We start from the raw sequence: 16,337 nt of genomic DNA on the forward strand, positions 1-16,337 counted from the left end.
GGCCCGCCGACATCGTCGGCTCGTGGTTGAGGGGACGACCGAGATGACCGACGGACCAGACCTGCCCGGTGGTGCGCGCCGGGTTCCCTACAGCGATCCCGGGGAGCCCGATCACCGCAGCCCGATGCGCTACCTGTGGTGGCTGACGGTGCGGCAGCGCAAACGGGTCCTGCTCGGCTCCCTGTGGGGCAGCACCTGGATGTGCGCCCTGATGCTGCCCCCCTACCTCATGTCCAGGACGATCGACGAGGGGCTGCGTGCGCGGGACACCGACGCGCTGGCCGGCTGGGTGGCCGCGGTCCTCATGGCTGGAGCCGCCATCGCGGTCCTCGGGATTCTCCGCCACCGCACCATGACCTTCATACGGGTCGACGCGGCCTACCGAACCGTGCAAGTCATCACCCGGCATGTCACCCGTCTCGGCTCCACCCTCCCGCGTCATGTCTCGGCGGGCGAACTGGCCCACCTGCAGGCCGGCGACGTCAGCCGAATCGCGCAGACCCTGACCATCACGGGCCCGGGGGTCGGCGCGGCGATCGCCTACATCGCCACCGCCGTCCTCCTATTCACCATCTCAGCCGTGCTGGCGGTCGTCGTCCTGCTCGGCGTCCCGCTCCTCGCGGTGACCGTCGGCCCCCTCCTGGAACGGCTGCACGGGGCCGAGGGCGACCACCGGGAACAGCAAGGCGTACTGACCGCCCTCGCCGGTGACATGGTCACCGGGCTGGGCGTGCTGAACGGCATAGGCGGCAAGCCGCTCTTCGCACGGCGCTACCGCGAACGCTCGCAGGCCCTGGTCCCGTTGGGGTACCGGGTGGCCTCGCTCACAAGCTGGGTACAGGCGCTCGGCGCCTGTCTGCCGCTCCTCTTCCTGGCACTGGTGACATGGCTCGGCGCCCGCATGGCGGCCGAGGGTTCGATCACGGTCGGTGAGCTGGTGGCCGTGTACGGGTACGTGGCGGCGCTCCTGGTCCCGGTCTCCTTCTTCATCGAGGGTGCGGACGACCTTCCCCGCGGCCTCGTGTCCGCCCGGCGCGTGGTCAACATCCTGGCGTTGGCGCCGGATTCCGACCAGCACGGCGCCCGGGTGGCCGCGCCCACCGGACCCGCCCCGCTGCACGACCCGGCGTCCGGGCTGACCCTGCGGCCCGGACGGCTGACCGCCCTCGTCAGCGCCCGGCCCGACCAGGCGCGGGCCGTGGTCGATCGGCTGGCGGGCTACCAGAAATCCGACGCCACCTGGGGCGGCACGAGGCTGTCCGACATCGAGCTCGCCTCGCTGCGGAGCCGGCTTCTAGTATCCGACAACGACTCCTACCTCTTTGGCGGACCACTGCGAACCGCCCTGTCCGTTCACGACAACCACTCCCCCGAGGAGATCGAGCGAGCGCTGCACGCCGCCGTGGCACAGGACATCGTTGCGTCAACGCCCGACGGCCTTGACTCCCTTCTCGACAACCAGGGCCGCAACGTCTCGGGTGGGCAGCGCCAGCGGCTCCGTCTCGTGCGGGCACTGCTCGCCGATCCCGAGGTACTGGTACTCGTCGAGCCCACCTCGGCCCTGGACGCGCACACCGAGGCCACGGTCGCGACCCGGGTCGGCGCGTTCCGCCAGGGGCGCACCACCCTCGTCGTCGGCACTTCCCCCCTCCTGCTCGGACATGCGGACGAGGTCGTCCACCTAGTGGACGGCAAGGTGGCGGCCGCCGGCAGTCACAGCGAACTGCTCGCCACCCAGCCCGGATACGCGGCGCTCGTGTTCCGCGGTGACAGCGAGGGCGTCCCCGCGGCCAGTACGGCGCCCGCCCGAGAAGGAGACTCCCGATGAGCCGTATCGACGAGGCCAGGACCCTTCCGGTCGCCGATGCCGCGACGGTACGGCGGGCCAGCTGGCGGCTCCTGAAGGACGACGGGCGGTCCATGGCGGGCATTCTCGTCCTGACCTGCCTCGCCTCTCTCGCGGGACTGGCCGGCCCATGGCTGCTGGGCCGGATCGTCACCCGGATCGAGGCCGGGGACATGACCGTCTCGCAGGTGGACGGAATGGCGGCCGCCGTCCTCGCCTTCGCCCTGGCGCAGCTGGTCCTGATCCGCTATGCACGCTACTTCTCGCACCGTTTCGGCGAGCGCGCGCTCGCCCGGCTCCGTGAGGAAGTCATCGTCGGCGCGCTCGCGCTCCCGGCGCGTGTCGTCGACCGGGTGAGCACCGGCGACCTGGTGACGCGCTCCTCGCTCGACGTCAGCACGGTGGCCGCCACGCTGCGCAACGCGGCGCCGGAAGTGTTCATCGCCGGCGTCCAGGTGCTGTTCATCTTCGTGGCCGTGTTCCTCCTCGACCCCCTCATGGGGCTCTGCTCGCTCGTCGGCCTGCCGATGGTGTGGTGGGTCAGCCGCTGGTACCTCGCCCGCGCGCGGAACGCCTACCTCGCCGAGGGGGCGGCCGCGGGCGGCGTGGCCGAAGCCCTGAACTCCACCGCCCACGGTGCCCGGACCGTCGAGGCGTTCGGGCTGCGCCGCCGGCAGAACGGTGCGATCGACAAGGCCGTCGACACGACGTACGCCGCGGGCGTGCGCACCCTGCGGCTGCGTACCGTGCTGTTCCCCGTCACCGAGTTCGCCCACTCGCTGCCCATGGCGCTCATCCTGCTGGTGGGCGGCCTCAGTTACCTGAACGGGACGCTAAGCCTGGGCGCGGTCGTGTCCGGCAGCCTGTACATGTGGCAGTTGGTCGACCCCCTCGACCGGGCGCTCGCCTGGGTCGAGCAGCTCCAGCGCAGCGGTGCATCGTTCGCCCGGATCAAGGGCGTCGGCCTGATGGCGCAGCAGCCGCGGTCCGAGGTCCGGAAGCCCGAAAACGACCGCATCACGGTCAGCGGGGTGCGCTACTCCTACACGGGCGCGCGGGATGTGCTGAGCGATGTCGGCCTACAGGTACGACCGGGTGAGCGGCTGGCGGTGGTCGGTCCCTCGGGAGCCGGCAAGTCCACCCTCGGCAGGCTACTGTCCGGGGTAGACCTGCCGGACGCCGGAGATGTGCTGGTCGGCGGTGTGAAAGTCGCCGATTTGGCCGCATCCGGTGAGCTGGGCACCCGTATCGTCCTGATCACTCAGGAACACCATGTGTTCATCGGCACCCTCCGGGAAAACATGACGATGGCGGCTCCGGACGCCGACGACGAGGCCGTCCTCGAGGCGCTCGCCATGATGGAGGCCGACTGGGTACGGAACCTCCCCGACGGGCTCGACACCGTGCTGGGCGCGGGCGGGGTCGAGCTAGAAGCCTCCCAGGCGCAGCAGCTCACGCTCGCCCGGGTCCAGCTCGCGGATCCGCACACGCTGGTCCTCGACGAGGCGACGGCCCTGCTGGATCCCACGACCGCCCGTCAGGCCGAGCGGGCCATGGCCGCCGTCCGCTCGGATCGCACCGTCATCGCCATCGCACACCGTCTGCAGACCGCCCATGACGCCGACCGCGTCGCGGTCATGGAGGCGGGCCGCATCGTCGAGCTCGGTACGCACGACGAGCTCACCGCCGCGAACGGGCCCTATGCCGCCCTGTGGCGCTCCTGGAACGGCGAAGGCTGAGCCGCTCCCCTCCACGAGAACGCCTCCCGGCTAGGACCGGGGAACGTTCTCACGTTCCTGCCTCCTTTGTGTCCCGCTACCCTCCGCCGAAGGGACCCCGCATTGAACGAGCCGTGGACCTTCCCGTCCTCCGCGCAGACCAGGGCGAACGCGGCGACGTCGCGTACGTCGACCGGCTGGATAGGCCGCTCCGCTGGGCGCCAGGAGCCGGCCACCACCGGCGGCGCGGGTCAGCCACCAGGCCGGGCGGCCAACGTATTCGTTCGGGCCAGCCGGCATGGCACGAACAGGGCAATTCGTGCGCCAAGATCACTTCGGACTGATGGACGACCACTAAGAACGTGAGGATTGATCATGAAATTCCGGTGGCCCCTGGTCTACTTCCTGGTACCCTTGCCGATCGGCATTCTCTCTCGGGTGTTCCGTGATCCGCTGCACCTCGAACTGCGCCCGGAGCTGCGTACACATTGGATTTCTGACGAGCGACAGGATTGATTCCGACCGTCAGTGACACAATAGGAAGGCCGCACGTGATCGGTATCGACGCAGGACTGGGAATCGCGGTTGTCGCTCTGGCGATGGTGCTTACCCCGGGTCCGAACATGATCTACCTAGTTTCCCGGTCGATCACCCAGGGCCGTCTGGCGGGCCTGATCTCCCTGCTCGGCGTCGCGGTGGGCTTCTTCCTGTACCTACTCGCCGCGGTGACCGGCGTCTCCGCGGTGTTCGCGTTGGTCCCGGCGATGTACACGGCTCTCAAAATCGCGGGTGCGTGCTACCTGCTCTGGTTGGCGTGGAATGCGGTCAAGCCTGGCGGCAGATCAGCGTTCGAGCCCAAGGATCTGCCCGTCGACGGACCGAGGAAGCTGTTCACGATGGGTCTGGTGACCAACCTGCTCAATCCCAAGATCGCGGTTTTGTATGTGTCGCTGCTCCCGCAGTTCGTCGACCTGGACAAAGGCGGAGTCGGCGGGCAGAGCCTGGCCTTGGGACTGATCCAGATCACGGTGGCGCTGACAGTCAACTGCTTGATCGTGCTTATTGCGGGCTCGGTGGCCTCCTTCCTCGCCCGCAAGCCGGCGTGGCTGCGGGCGCAGCGCTACACGATGGGGGTCGTGCTCATGGGTCTGGCGGCCAGTATGGCCTTCGACCGCACGCACGCATCAGCGCCTCGCTAAGGGATGTCTCGCACCTCGGTGGGGGCGTTGTCTGGCAATGGTGTTGGTGTCAGCCGGCGAGGATGACGTTGTGGAGGTGGGCGATGCCGGATGCGGTGTCGGTCCATGTATGAACGGTGCGGTGTTGCCTGTTCAGATCCTGTTTCCAGTCGGGAAGTTCGTTGCCGTCGGCGGGTTTGCGGTACGGGATAATCACGTCGGGGTTGCCGCGGTAGGCGCGAAGGGGACGGGGATCGGGGACACGAAACCGGGGCCCCGCCGGTATCGGCGGGCCCCCAGATCGTCCCGCTGCGGCGCCGAGGGAAGCCGCGCGGCGGGAGTCTTCGGATCAGGCGTTGCTGGGGCGGTTGCGGGTAGCTGGGCGGCCGAAAGCGAACCAGAGGATGATGCCGATCCCCGGGGCCAGGACGACCAGCCAGATCCAGCGCCTACGGGAGCGGGAACTCAGCTGCGTCCGGGAGATGCTGACCAGGGCGGCGCCGAAGAGAATCACGTTGATGGCCAGAAGGGTGCCCCAGAAGGCGATGCCGCCGAAAGTCTGCGCGAGGTCAGCGGCGGCGAGCGGGGCGCTAGCGGCGAATGCGGTCATTTCTCGATCCTTCGTGTTCGTCGGAGCAAAGAAAGCGGAGCGGTCGGGTCTGGGGCGCCGTGCCCGGGAAAGGGGTCAGGCGGTGTCCCGGCGGTGGAAGGTGATCGCGCCGGCGCCGAGGGCGAGCAGGACGTAGCCGGCGACGACGGCGACGGCGCCACCCGGGGAGAGCAGGTACGGGTGGTTGCTGCCGGCCAGTTGCGGGGTGAGGTTGGGCAACAGGATCGACGCGAGGCGCAACTGCCAGACGGTGGGCAGGAAGTGGGCGAAGATCGGGGCGACCAGGACCAGCGAGCCGAGGGTGGTGAGGGTGCCGGCGGTGGAGCGGAGCAGGGCGCCGAGGCCCATCGCGACCAGGGTGGTGGCCATGACGACGAGGGTGGAGCAGAGGACGGTGGGGATGGCATCGGTCCACTGCGGCCAGGGGTTGATGGGTGCGGGCCGGTCGCCGAGCAGGAGCCGGGCGTCGACGAAGGCGAACAGGACGAACACGGCACCGCTGGTCAGGCCGATGAGGCCGGCGACGGTGGCTTTGGCGCCGATCAGAGTACGGCGTTGCGGGACGGCGAGGAGGGACGGCCCCAGGGATCGGGTGCCGAATTCGCTGGTGATGAGCATGGCACCGATTGCGCCGACGAAGAACATCACGAACGGCATGGTGACCACTGTCGGGTCGGCGGTCTCGTACTTGAGTTTGTCGGCGGGGCTGGCGGCGTCGTAGGCCCCCACCAGCATGAACAGGATGAGCGCGCCGAGCAGGGACGCGGCTACCCCGCCGCCCAGGAACGCCCACGTCGATCGGAGCGTGCGGACCTTGAGGAACTCGGCGGCGACCGCGTCGCGGAAGGCGCCGGAGCGGACGGGAGCCGTCGTGTCCGCCGGGGCAGCGGGGACCGGGCGGATCTGGACGATGGTCATCGGGTGATCCCTTCGGTGGTGGCCCGGTACTCGGCGGCCTCGTCGGTCATTTCTAGGTAGACGTCTTCGAGCGTGGCGCTGCGCGGGGTCAGGCCGTGGACCGGGATCCCGGCGGCCGCGGCGGCGTCACCGATGGCGGGGGCGTCCATACCGACGGCGATCAGGTCGCCGTCCTCGGTGATGGTCACGGTGGAACCGAGGCGAGTGATCACGGCGGTGAGTTCGGCCGCCCGCGGGGTCCGTACCAGCACGTCGCGTTCGAACCGGTCTCGCATCTCCGCGACCGAGGTGTCCTCGATCAGCCGGCCCTTGCCGATGATCAGCACCCGGTCGACGGTGACCGCCATCTCGCTCATCAGGTGGCTGGACAGCAACACCGTGCGGCCTTCCGCAGCCAGCGACCGCAGGGTGGATCGGATCCACCGGATGCCTGCAGCGTCCAGGCCGTTGACCGGCTCGTCGAGGACCACCACGCCCGGATCGCCGAGCAGCGCGCCCGCGATACCGAGACGCTGCTTCATGCCGAGGGAAAAACCACCGACCCGCTTGTCCGCCACATTCGACAGCCCGACCTGTTCCAGCACCGCGCTCACCCGCGCCCTGCTGATGCCGTTGGATCGAGCCAGACACCCTAGGTGGACTGACGCAGTTCGGCCGGGGTGGGCGGCGTCGGCATCCAGCACGGCGCCGACCTCGTGCAGCGGGTGACCGATCTCGTCGTAGCGCCGGCCACCGATCAGGGCCTGACCCGACGTCGGGCGGTGCAGGCCCAGCATCATTCGCATCGTGGTGGACTTGCCCGCACCGTTCGGGCCGAGGTAACCGGTCACAACGCCCGGGCGAACCTCGAAGGACAACCGGTCCACCGCCAGTGTCGATCCGTATCGTTTGGTCAGCTCTACCAGCTCGATCATGTGGTCAAAGGTCTCAACGCGAAGGGTTCCGGCGCGTCTGACCAAGGTCGGAACTTCGGGTCTGACCTGGGTCATACGTCCGATCCAGACCGATCGGTATAGCGTGGCCGCGTGACCCGGCTCTTCGGATTCGAGATGCGCCGAACATTGATCGACGCCGCTGCCGCCGTCCTGCTGACGTACTTCATCACCACCGCCACGCTGGACCCACCGGGACCGCGGATCACCGAATCGGCGGGGGTGGCGTGGCTGGCCGCCTCGGCGGCCTGTCTGCCCCTGGTGGTCCGTCGCCGATGGCCGCTTCCGGCATGGGCCGTCGCGGTCACGGCCGTCACGGTCGCCACCGCCGCCGGTGCGGCCGGGATAGGCGTCCTCATCATGACCTGGTTGCCGATCGCGCCGATGCTGTACTCCGCGGCGGCCACGGCCCGCCGGGTGATGTCTGCGGTCGCGCTGATCGGGACCGTGGCCGCCAGCGCGGTCACCATCCCGTGGCTCTACTCGCGTACCGGCACCACCCCTGCCGACGCTCCGGACAGCGAAGTGCCGCTGTGGTGGCAGGTCGAGCTGAGCGTGGTCGTCGTCAGCATGGTCACGGCCTGGGTCATCGGCCGGCTGGTCCGGTGGCGGCGGGCGATCCGCGCCGATCACGCCCGCCGAGCGGCCCGGGACGCGGTCGCGGACGAGCGGCTGCGAATCGCCCGCGAGCTGCACGACATCGTGGGCCACAGCCTGAGCCTGATCGCGGTGAAGGCGACCGTGGCCAACCACATCGCCGACGAGCGGCCGGCCGAGAGCCGGGCCGCGCTGCAGACCATCGAGAAGACCAGCCGGTCGGCGCTCACCGAGATCCGGCGGCTGCTGGATGTGCTGCGCGCCGACGACGACAAGGGCGTGGAGCTGACGCCCTCCCCCGGCGCCGCCAACCTGGCCGATCTGGTCGAACGGCTGCAGTCGCCGCGGTTCCGGGTCTACCTGGCGGTGAGCGGCACGGAGGACCTGCCGACGGCGGTCGGGCTGACCGTCTACCGGATCGTCCAGGAGTCGCTGACCAACGTGATGAAACACGCGGAGGCGAGCCGGTGCCGGGTGACGGTGCGGGCGGCGGACGGCGTGGCGCACATCGAGGTGAGCGACAACGGCCGGGGCCGTAGGCAGAACCGGGGCCGTGCGGGGCAGGGGCTCGTCGGCATGCGCGAGCGTGTGACGATGTACGGCGGCACGCTGTCCACCGAGACCCGTCCCGAGGGTGGCTTCCGCGTCACCGCCGACATCCCGTACACCGCGAACGAGGAGATCGCATGACCGAGGCTGCGCCGGACGTCGCCGTGCTCCTCGCCGACGACCACGCCCTGATGCGGGAGAGTTTCCGGGCGCTGCTCGACGTCTCCCCCGGTTACACGCCGGTGGGCGAGGCGTGCAACGGCGCCGAGGCCGTCCGGATGGCCGGGCAGCTTCGGCCGGACGTGGTGCTGATGGACGTCCGGATGCCCAAGATGGATGGCATCGAGGCGACTCGGCAGATCTGCTCGGCACCGGCGACCGCGGACGTGAAGGTGCTCATCCTGACCACCTTCGACCTGGACGAATACGTGTACTCCGCGCTCCGGGCCGGCGCCAGTGGCTTCCTGGTCAAGGACGCCACGGCGGCGGAACTGCTCAACGGCATCCGGCTGGTGGCCGCCGGGGAGGCGCTGCTGGCCCCGCGGGTGACCCGGAGGCTGATCGCCACTTTCACCGGGCAGGGCGAGCCGGCCACACCGCGCGGGCTGAACATGATCACCGAACGCGAGCGTGAGGTGCTCGGCCTGATCGCCCGCGGGCTGTCGAACACCGAGATCGCCGAGCACCTGCACCTGGGCGTGGGAACGGTGAAGACGCACATCACCCGGCTGCTGAGCAAGCTGGGTGTCCGGGACCGCGCGCAGCTGGTGATCACCGCGTACGAGTCGGGATTGGTACGGCCGAGCGCCCACTGATCCGTTCGGCCACCCACGAAAGACATGGACACATACCACGTGGGGCCGGCATCCCGTGCCATCCGGCCAGACCGGCCAGGCACAGGAGCAGATCCTTGACCTCGGTCGCGGCGAAACCCTCCCGGCCGTACGCCGGGTCGGTGCAGATCAGCACCGGTTCGTCACGCGGATCGCCGGGCAGCCGGCCGTGCGACCCGCGGACCGCCCGGGCGCCGACGTCCAGGCCTATCGCGTTCATCATGTACCGCATCCCGGCCCTCTTGCGCAGCAGCCAAGCGAGATCCACACCGGCTGCGAAGAGCCGCTCGGTGAGGTGGTGATCGCGCCCGCGAGGCCCTGACAGCGATGCGGCGTGCGCACGGCGATGCCGGCCAGTTCGCTCATGCCGGGAGCTCAGGTGGTGCTTCGTGCCCAACTGCGCCGTATGATCGACTCCTGCGAAACCATGCGTACCGCGTTCCACCTGGAGGCGTCACCCGTTCCGATGCAACTCGTCCACGCCTCAGTCGAGCCCTCCCGCACCGTCCTGGACGCGGTCGGAAACACCGAGACAGCCAACGAATGGTTCGAGCGCGGTTCCGGGTTCGACTGGGGCCGACCGGGGCTCATCAGATTCGCTGCCCACCGGACCGCTGCCGAGCGGCGGTCCGACGCGTTCCGGGACTACGTCACGGCGGAGGTGGCATCACGCGCATCGACGGAATCTCGGAACTTCTGGCGTGGCGTCCTCGCGGATCGCCTCGGATCAACTCTGCCCTGCTACCGCTCCGACGGTAGCGACGGACGCTGGGCGGAGACGGCCCTGGCCGTCCCTGAGGCCCGGGAGGCGCAGCTACAGGAAGTGGCTCACCGCGTCGGCCTTCCGCTCAAGCACGTACTACTGGCGGCCCACCTGCGCGTGCTGGCGCTACTCCCCGGCGACTCGGACGTCGTGAGCGGCGTGTTCACCCACGGCCGCCCGGAAACCGAAGACGCCGAAGCGCTGGTCGGGATGTTCCTTCAGTTCCGACCCCACCGGGTACGGATCGCACGCAGACGTGGCTGGAGATCACCGAGCAGGTGTTCGCGTCCGAAATGCGTGCGGTCGCCCATCACGAATGCGCCGCCTCGGCGGCGACGGCCGGTGAGCTTCGCTACGCCGCGCTGTTCAACTACACCGAATTTCCCGCCTCCGCGGAGGTGTCCACAGAAAATGCACCGAACACCTCCGTACCCGGCGGCACCCGCCTATCTGAGATGGAGCATCATGAAAGCCTTCCGCAACCCCCCGCAGATCGCAGCGCCGCTCGCCGCCTACTCCCATCAGGCGGAGATCACGGGGTCGGTCAGGTGGCTCGTGCTCTCCGGCCAGGTCGGGATGACGCCCGCCGGTGAGCTTCCCGACGATCCGATCGAGCAGTTCGGCCTGGCGTTGGAGAACGTAGCGGCCAACCTGGCGGCTGCCGGCATGCGTCCGGAGGACCTGGTCAAGCTAACGATCTACCTCGTCGGCGAGATCGACCTAGACCGTCGGAGGAAGCGACTGAGCGCATGGCTGAACGACCTGCGGCCCTGCATGACCGTCATGACCGTCGCCGGTCTGGCCACGCCTGACCTGCGCGTCGAGATCGAAGCCATCGCCTGCGCCGAAGACACTCCGACCATCGTGAGCCGACAGTGATCACCGGCTCCACGATCCACGGCGTCCAGACCTTGGCCCAACCCGACGGCTACCGCATCCACTTCCGGCTGCGGGGATCCGGGACCGCAGCCGACCTCGTGGTGTTGCTGCAGCGCCCCGGGGGTGCTCGGTGGATGCTCGGAAGGTCGGGGAACTGACAGCGACGTACAGGGAAGCAGCCGGATTTCAGGGCGCGTCAGCGAAAGTCGCCGACGTGGTCCTGAGCCCACTGCGCGAACGTGCGCCCGGGCCGGTTGGTCACACTCTCGGCCGTGTGGTGCTGCTCCACCGTGTCCTTGTCGTCCCGGTGCTCGGCCTCCGGCATCGTTTCTTCGTTGGAGTACGGAACGAGACCTAGCAGGAACGGTGCGTTCGCTGCTGCCCAGCCACCGAGCGCTTGGTAGTGCGCCAAGGCCTCCTGCGTGGTGACGTCCTTGAAGGACAGCTTCCGCCCAACCGCCGCTGCGATCGCGTCTAGCTGCTCGGCGTGAGTGAGCGGCTGCGGCCCGACGATGGTGTAGGCCTTACCTGTATGCCCGTCTTCGAGTAGCGCGAGTGCAGCGGTATCGGCGACGTCACGCTCGTGCGTCGGTAGGCCGACGGCGTCCGGACGCGGGTCGTACACCGCGTTCTCGGCACGGATCGACGGCGCCCACATGTGCAGGGTGTTGGTCGCGAACTCGCCGGGCCGGACATGAGTCCACTCCAGGCCGGACTCCTCGACTGCCCGCTCGACCGGCAGGTGGAATTCGGTGTCGTAGCCCGTGGTCACCGCCCCCGACGACAGCACGACGATGCGCCGCACGCCGGCCTTCACGGCGCGGGCAACCACCTCACACGCGGTCTCCGGTGCCGGGAAGAGGTACATCCGCTCGACGCCTTCGAGCGCCTCCGTCAACGAGTCCGGCCGGCTCAGGTCGCCGCGGACCAGCTCCACGCCGGTTGGCACTTTTGCCCTAGCGGGGTCGCGGGTCAGCGCGCGGACGTCGACGCCGGCGGACACCAACTGCGGCAGGACGTTGCGGCCGACGAAACCCGTCGCACCGGTCACAAGGATCCTCATCATCGCTCCCAATGGCTACCCAGTATCACGGAAACATGACCCGTCAGGGGCTGCGTTGGCGGGGGGCAGACCGCCTGCGATAGCGATCACCACCTTGACACAAGATCGAGGGGCGAGGCCGTCAGCCAGGCCAAGTTAACTATCCCCATGCCACAACCGGGGGACTGACCCGATGCACGAGCGGGAGTTGAAAGTCTTCGTGGCCATCGTCGAAGCAGGGCGCATGACTACGCCGCCATCGACGTCTCGGTATAGCGTGGCTCGGTGAGGACCCTCCAGAAATTCCGATTGACCCTCATAAGAGCGCGCCCGACAGGAGTATTTGAGTGATATTTCCACACGGCCGGATTGTGGACGGAGTTCCTAGGTGGGTGGTGTGGTGCGCCTATGCCGTCCCTCTCACGGTCCTTCCCTCTGGCATCTGGCGCATCGCTCTCGTCCCGGCAGGCGTCCATCTCATGGAGGAGACGCCGCCACCCGGAGGACGTGGTCCGGTGGTGTGGGACGGTCCGGGGTACGTGATAACCCTGAGTATCGTCAGCGAACTGCTCGCACTACTGACGGTCGGCCTGGTCGCGGTCTGGGGTGAGGTCGTCCCGCGCTGGGTCCCCGGTCTCGGCGGGCGGCGCATACCGGTACTCGCTGCGGTCGTACCAGCCGCGATCGGCGCCACGATCTGCACCGTCCTGTGGCCGTACGCCTTCCTGATGCTGGTCCTAGGCCGGAAACTGAACGGCGACCTGGGGGTCATGCAGTTCAGCGACGGGCAGGCGGTGGTTTTCTGGGTTACCTACCTACCGCTCGTACTGTGGGGACCACTGGTGTGGATCTGCACTGTCCACTACTGGCGGCGCCGCACTTCCGCGCGACGGTCCGCACCAGCGCCGGCCGACCCGGCAGCCGCAGTCTGAGCCGGCGGGACGGTCACCCTCTCCGACGCCCTCGATCGGTGAGGGTGACCGTCCGGCGCTGATCTGGTCCAGCAAAGTCTGCACGCCTCTGGAATGGCGCTACACCACCGATTCGCGGGACGGGCTACCGCGTACCGTCGAGTGGGTCCGCAGTAACTCGTGGTGGCTCGCTCTTCCCGGCGACAGCGAAGACTGAGCGGGACGCGAGACGGTCCTCCACCGGCTGGGCACGTAGAAAGCGTCCACACTGGCGACTGTCATCGCACAGTGCCCGCCGCACTGCCACACCCCGGGCGGCGTACGAGCTGGTCGACCACGGCTGACGGGTCTGTCGGCGGCCCCGATCCGGCTAATACGTCACAGTGGATGGGCAGAACGCGACGCGTGCGAGTGGTCGTTACGATAGCGATTAGTCACAGCCACGTGGCGAATGGGGCGATTGGGCATGAATGATCGCGCAACAGGTAGTCGTGACTCGGCTGACAGCGTGCGTCTCGGCCTGTCTACCGGTGACCTGGCTGTGCTCTTCATCGCAGTGGTCATCGGCTGTGCGGTCGCCCTTCCCGTCCTGACATGGCTCGCGGAGGTCGCCGCCGAGCCGTACTGGATGCCGCTGCGCGGGCCCCTTCAGTCGATTGGTTCGCTGAACCCGGTCCTGAGCATGGTGGTCGGCGCTGGAGCCGGTGTGTTCCTCGGGCTGGCGACCGCTCAGAAGGCGCTTCGCGACACGGTGCGCCTCACGGTGACTCGTGAGGCGCTAACCGTGGAGAAGAGCGGCGCCACCAGCCACGTCTCCCGCGCCGACGTGGCCGCCGTGTTCCTGGAAGGCAAGCAACTGGTGGTCGTCGACCGAGCGGCCCGGGAAGTCGTCCGCGGCCCGCTGGAGAGCAAGCCCGGGCGGACCGGGACGGTGCTGCGGGAGTACGGCTACCCCTGGCGGGAGAGCGACGCTGGCGCGCGACCCTGACCCGACCCCGCGGCGGTAGCCGCGCGGAGCTGCCGCCACGGGGCATGCGGCGGCCGGCGCGCTGCTCTCCGAAAAACGCTGGCTGGACGGGGCGCTCACCGATCTTTTGTTGACCTCTACCTAGGTTGAGGTTGCAGGCTGGCAGAGCCGGTCCAATGCCGGATGTGCGGCACGAAGACATCGTCGAACGGAGACCATCATGAGCAAAGCAGCGGCCTTTTTCGAGCCAGGCGGCCCGGAGGTGCTGCGGTTGATGGACGTGCCGGAACCGCAGGCACAGCCCGGGCAGGTGCGGGTCCGGGTCAAGGCCGCCGGGGTGCAGCCGTTCGACGTCGCGGTCGTGGCCGGGATCATCCACAAGGCGGCGGACCCGACGGTTCCGCAGATTCCGGGAAACGAGTTCGCCGGTGTGGTCGATCAAGTTGGTGCCGGCGTGGAGGGCTTCGCGCCCGGCGACGAAGTCCTTGGCTACGGCACCTTGAATAGCTACGCCGAGTACATCGTGGTTGGACCGGACCAGCTCACCGCCAAGCCGGCGGCCATGCCCTGGACAGTGGCCGGCGGGTTCAGTGCGGCGGCCCAGACGGCGGACATCGGCCTCAAGGAGATCAAGGCCGGTGCGGGCGACACGGTCCTGATCCACGGCGCTGCCGGGGCGGTCGGCACCATCGGTGTGCAGCTGTGCCGGCTGTGGGGCGCCACGGTGATCGGCGGCGCCCGGGAGGCACAGCACGAATACGTGCGTTCGCTGGGCGCGACCCCGTTCGCCTACGGCGAAGGCTTCGTCGGCCGGGTGCGCGAGCTGGCCTCCCAGGGCGTGGACGCGTGCATGGACGGCATCGGCGGCGAAGCCCTTGATGCCGCCCTCGAGTTGGTGCCCGACCGCAACCGCGTGCTTACGCTGGTTGACCACGGACGCGCCGCGGAGCTCGGCATCCGGACGACTCCACTGGCCCGTTCGGCGGAGCGGCTGGCCACCCTGGCGCAGCTCTACGCGCAGGGCGACCTGCACCTGCCCATCCTCGCCACCTTCCCGCTGGACCGCGCCGCCGACGCCCAGCGCACCTACCAGGCCGGGAACATCCGGGGCAAGATCGTCATCACCATTGATTGACCCCGCCGCCAGGCGTTGAGGTGCCACCCGCCCGTCGAACCTGAGCTCCCCGGGGCTTCTCCGCGGCCCCGTTGGGCTATGAAACGCGACCCCTTGCGTCCGCGATGTCCGGCCCCTCAAGCCCCGGCGGTCGCGCCCGGACTCCGGCAGGGTGATCGAGGATGTCGATGTCCGGTCTGCCTATGATCGCCGGATGGAAGCGACCGATGTGATCAAAGCTCTCGCCGATCCGCAGCGATTCCGGGTGCTCGCGGCAGTGGCACTCGGAGCCTCCAGCCGGGACGAGATCAGGTCCCGGGCGAGCGTGGACGCCCGCGGCGCGCAAGCCGCGATCGGACGGCTGGAGTCCATCGGGCTCCTCGCCGACGAGGACGGCGCCCTTCGCGTCAACTACGAGAGAGTGCGGGGTCTCCTGCAGACCGAGACCGCACCCAGCCCGCGGGACGACGTCAGCCGGTTCGTGCAGGACGGCCGCCTGACCAGCCTGCCGTCGAAACGCACCCGGCGGCACACCGTGCTCGCCCACCTCGTGGAGCAGTCGTTCGACGAGAAAAAGACGTTCGACGAAAAGGCGGTGAACACCGTTCTCGAGCGCTGGTGCGCGGGCAGCGGCGTCGACCACGTTGCGATCCGGCGCTACCTGATCGACCATCAGCTCATGTTCCGCGTCCAGGGTGTCTATGCCCGCACCCAGGACGTTCTCCCGGCGGCGGGCGAAGCAGAAAGATACATGGATGCAATCGGTCTCGGCTGACCTGCTCTCCGCCGCCCAGCGCCACCCCTGGTTCCTGCACCGCGCCGACTCGGCCGACACCGGGTTCCCCGTTCCGATCGCCGTCCGGATCCGGGGCGGCTGAACGAGTCCGCCCCGGGCCGGGGCCGTCACCGCAGTCGCCGAGCGGCACGCGGTGCTACGCACCCTCGTCAGTGACCAGGGGCGGCGAGTGCTGCCGGCCGGCGAACACCGCTACCCCGGCTGCGCCGGCACCCGGACGGCACCGATGTGGGGAGCTGGCCCGGACACCGATCGATTTGACCGCCGAGGTGCTCTTCCGTACGCATCTGGTGTCCTCCGGACCGGACGACCACGTTCATGCCTAGAGCTCTTCAGTTGTGACCATCCGATCCAGACGCTCAGATGATCGCCGATGAGCTACGAGCCCACTAAGTCCGGGTCACCGTCAACCGCGAACCCGCTCCTTCGAAGTGCCACCATGGCCAAAGGCACGGGGACCTCTCTGCTGCCGGCGAATTGACGAGAGAGTTGCCCTCGGATCCATACTCCCGCTGCCGAGCGCGAGCGGACCATCGAATTTTTCAGCGAAGAATGTCTATTGAATTTAGATGCGCGCGGATGATAATGTCACCACAGGTGGCGGCATCGACACTTTTGGCTGCGTTGGCTCACCGATTCGTTGCGGAAGCGGCGGCCGGTCGAGGTGAACGAGGCCCGGGTCGC

General features: G+C 68.8%; 18 protein-coding genes and 2 pseudogenes. 13 read left to right on the top strand and 7 right to left on the bottom strand.

Annotation, left to right across the window (positions count from 1 at the left end):
* The first annotated feature begins 22 nt into the window (after positions 1–22).
* The gene (locus SALPAC2_RS0113995; RefSeq protein WP_018217265.1) at positions 23–1,828 is read left to right on the top strand and encodes an ABC transporter transmembrane domain-containing protein; all 1,806 of its coding nucleotides are present in this window, start codon (positions 23–25) and stop codon (positions 1,826–1,828) included.
* Complete coding sequence (locus SALPAC2_RS0114000; RefSeq protein ID WP_018217266.1) at positions 1,825–3,585, top strand: ABC transporter ATP-binding protein; 1,761 nt, start codon at positions 1,825–1,827, stop codon at positions 3,583–3,585. Before SALPAC2_RS0113995 ends, SALPAC2_RS0114000 begins: the two co-directional genes overlap by 4 nt.
* A 101-nt stretch (positions 3,586–3,686) precedes the next feature.
* Here the strand turns inward: SALPAC2_RS0114000 and SALPAC2_RS27900 are convergent.
* Positions 3,687–3,855 (bottom strand): annotated as a pseudogene (locus tag SALPAC2_RS27900) (NAD-dependent epimerase); the annotation flags it as partial.
* An 84-nt stretch (positions 3,856–3,939) separates the two neighbouring features.
* Between SALPAC2_RS27900 and SALPAC2_RS27310 the strand changes: the two are divergent.
* Together SALPAC2_RS27310 and SALPAC2_RS0114010 are read left to right on the top strand one after the other, a co-directional pair.
* The gene (locus SALPAC2_RS27310) at positions 3,940–4,080 is read left to right on the top strand and encodes a hypothetical protein (protein ID WP_018217267.1); all 141 of its coding nucleotides are present in this window, start codon (positions 3,940–3,942) and stop codon (positions 4,078–4,080) included.
* Positions 4,081–4,115: 35 nt separating this feature from the next.
* Positions 4,116–4,763: a LysE family translocator gene (locus SALPAC2_RS0114010; RefSeq protein WP_018217268.1), complete on the top strand. Its 648-nt coding sequence runs from the start codon at positions 4,116–4,118 to the stop codon at positions 4,761–4,763.
* 49 nt (positions 4,764–4,812) lie between these two features.
* Here SALPAC2_RS0114010 and SALPAC2_RS26180 read toward each other — a convergent pair whose 3' ends face one another.
* From SALPAC2_RS26180 to SALPAC2_RS0114030, 4 genes are all read right to left on the bottom strand, one after another.
* Positions 4,813–4,959 (bottom strand): hypothetical protein, encoded by a 147-nt coding sequence (locus SALPAC2_RS26180; protein WP_397540882.1) that lies wholly within the window; start codon positions 4,957–4,959, stop codon positions 4,813–4,815.
* 132 nt (positions 4,960–5,091) lie between these two features.
* The gene (locus tag SALPAC2_RS0114020) at positions 5,092–5,352 is read right to left on the bottom strand and encodes a PLDc N-terminal domain-containing protein (RefSeq protein ID WP_018217269.1); all 261 of its coding nucleotides are present in this window, start codon (positions 5,350–5,352) and stop codon (positions 5,092–5,094) included.
* Positions 5,353–5,427: 75 nt separating this feature from the next.
* Positions 5,428–6,270 (bottom strand): ABC transporter permease, encoded by an 843-nt coding sequence (locus SALPAC2_RS0114025; RefSeq protein WP_018217270.1) that lies wholly within the window; start codon positions 6,268–6,270, stop codon positions 5,428–5,430.
* Positions 6,267–7,184: an ABC transporter ATP-binding protein gene (locus tag SALPAC2_RS0114030; protein ID WP_026184729.1), complete on the bottom strand. Its 918-nt coding sequence runs from the start codon at positions 7,182–7,184 to the stop codon at positions 6,267–6,269. Before SALPAC2_RS0114030 ends, SALPAC2_RS0114025 begins: the two co-directional genes overlap by 4 nt.
* A gap of 111 nt (positions 7,185–7,295) precedes the next feature.
* On the opposite strand from SALPAC2_RS0114030, the gene SALPAC2_RS28195 reads away from it, so the two are divergent.
* The gene (locus SALPAC2_RS28195; protein WP_018217272.1) at positions 7,296–8,489 is read left to right on the top strand and encodes a sensor histidine kinase; all 1,194 of its coding nucleotides are present in this window, start codon (positions 7,296–7,298) and stop codon (positions 8,487–8,489) included.
* Complete coding sequence (locus SALPAC2_RS0114040; protein WP_018217273.1) at positions 8,486–9,163, top strand: response regulator; 678 nt, start codon at positions 8,486–8,488, stop codon at positions 9,161–9,163. The genes SALPAC2_RS28195 and SALPAC2_RS0114040 overlap by 4 nt, the downstream gene beginning before the upstream one ends.
* Here SALPAC2_RS0114040 and SALPAC2_RS27920 read toward each other — a convergent pair.
* Positions 9,120–9,404 carry a hypothetical protein gene (locus SALPAC2_RS27920; protein ID WP_223874153.1) on the bottom strand — a complete coding sequence of 95 codons (285 nt, stop codon included), beginning with the start codon at positions 9,402–9,404 and terminating at the stop codon, positions 9,120–9,122. The two genes, SALPAC2_RS0114040 and SALPAC2_RS27920, sit on opposite strands and share 44 nt — an antisense overlap.
* A 243-nt stretch (positions 9,405–9,647) precedes the next feature.
* On the opposite strand from SALPAC2_RS27920, the pseudogene SALPAC2_RS26695 reads away from it, so the two are divergent.
* Together SALPAC2_RS26695 and SALPAC2_RS0114055 are read left to right on the top strand one after the other, a co-directional pair.
* A pseudogene (locus SALPAC2_RS26695) lies at positions 9,648–10,136 on the top strand (condensation domain-containing protein); the annotation flags it as partial.
* 273 nt (positions 10,137–10,409) lie between these two features.
* A complete protein-coding gene (locus tag SALPAC2_RS0114055) occupies positions 10,410–10,823 on the top strand; it encodes a RidA family protein (RefSeq protein WP_018217276.1) in 414 nt (137 codons plus the stop codon).
* Positions 10,824–11,019: 196 nt separating this feature from the next.
* Here the strand turns inward: SALPAC2_RS0114055 and SALPAC2_RS0114065 are convergent, their stop codons facing one another.
* Positions 11,020–11,886: an NAD(P)H-binding protein gene (locus SALPAC2_RS0114065; protein ID WP_033662057.1), complete on the bottom strand. Its 867-nt coding sequence runs from the start codon at positions 11,884–11,886 to the stop codon at positions 11,020–11,022.
* 494 nt (positions 11,887–12,380) lie between these two features.
* On the opposite strand from SALPAC2_RS0114065, the gene SALPAC2_RS0114070 reads away from it, so the two are divergent.
* From SALPAC2_RS0114070 to SALPAC2_RS28200, 5 genes are all read left to right on the top strand, one after another.
* Complete coding sequence (locus SALPAC2_RS0114070; protein WP_018217279.1) at positions 12,381–12,797, top strand: hypothetical protein; 417 nt, start codon at positions 12,381–12,383, stop codon at positions 12,795–12,797.
* 487 nt (positions 12,798–13,284) lie between these two features.
* Positions 13,285–13,764 (top strand): YqeB family protein, encoded by a 480-nt coding sequence (locus SALPAC2_RS0114075; protein WP_033662052.1) that lies wholly within the window; start codon positions 13,285–13,287, stop codon positions 13,762–13,764.
* A 199-nt stretch (positions 13,765–13,963) separates the two neighbouring features.
* Complete coding sequence (locus SALPAC2_RS0114080) at positions 13,964–14,878, top strand: NADP-dependent oxidoreductase (RefSeq protein WP_018217281.1); 915 nt, start codon at positions 13,964–13,966, stop codon at positions 14,876–14,878.
* A 193-nt stretch (positions 14,879–15,071) separates the two neighbouring features.
* The gene (locus SALPAC2_RS0114085; RefSeq protein ID WP_018217282.1) at positions 15,072–15,632 is read left to right on the top strand and encodes a DUF2087 domain-containing protein; all 561 of its coding nucleotides are present in this window, start codon (positions 15,072–15,074) and stop codon (positions 15,630–15,632) included.
* Positions 15,613–15,735: a hypothetical protein gene (locus SALPAC2_RS28200; RefSeq protein WP_018217283.1), complete on the top strand. Its 123-nt coding sequence runs from the start codon at positions 15,613–15,615 to the stop codon at positions 15,733–15,735. Before SALPAC2_RS0114085 ends, SALPAC2_RS28200 begins: the two co-directional genes overlap by 20 nt.
* Positions 15,736–16,337: the final 602 nt, after the last annotated feature.

It is taken from the genome of Salinispora vitiensis (genome assembly GCF_000378825.1).
GTDB classification, from domain to species: Bacteria; Actinomycetota; Actinomycetes; order Mycobacteriales; family Micromonosporaceae; genus Micromonospora; species Micromonospora vitiensis.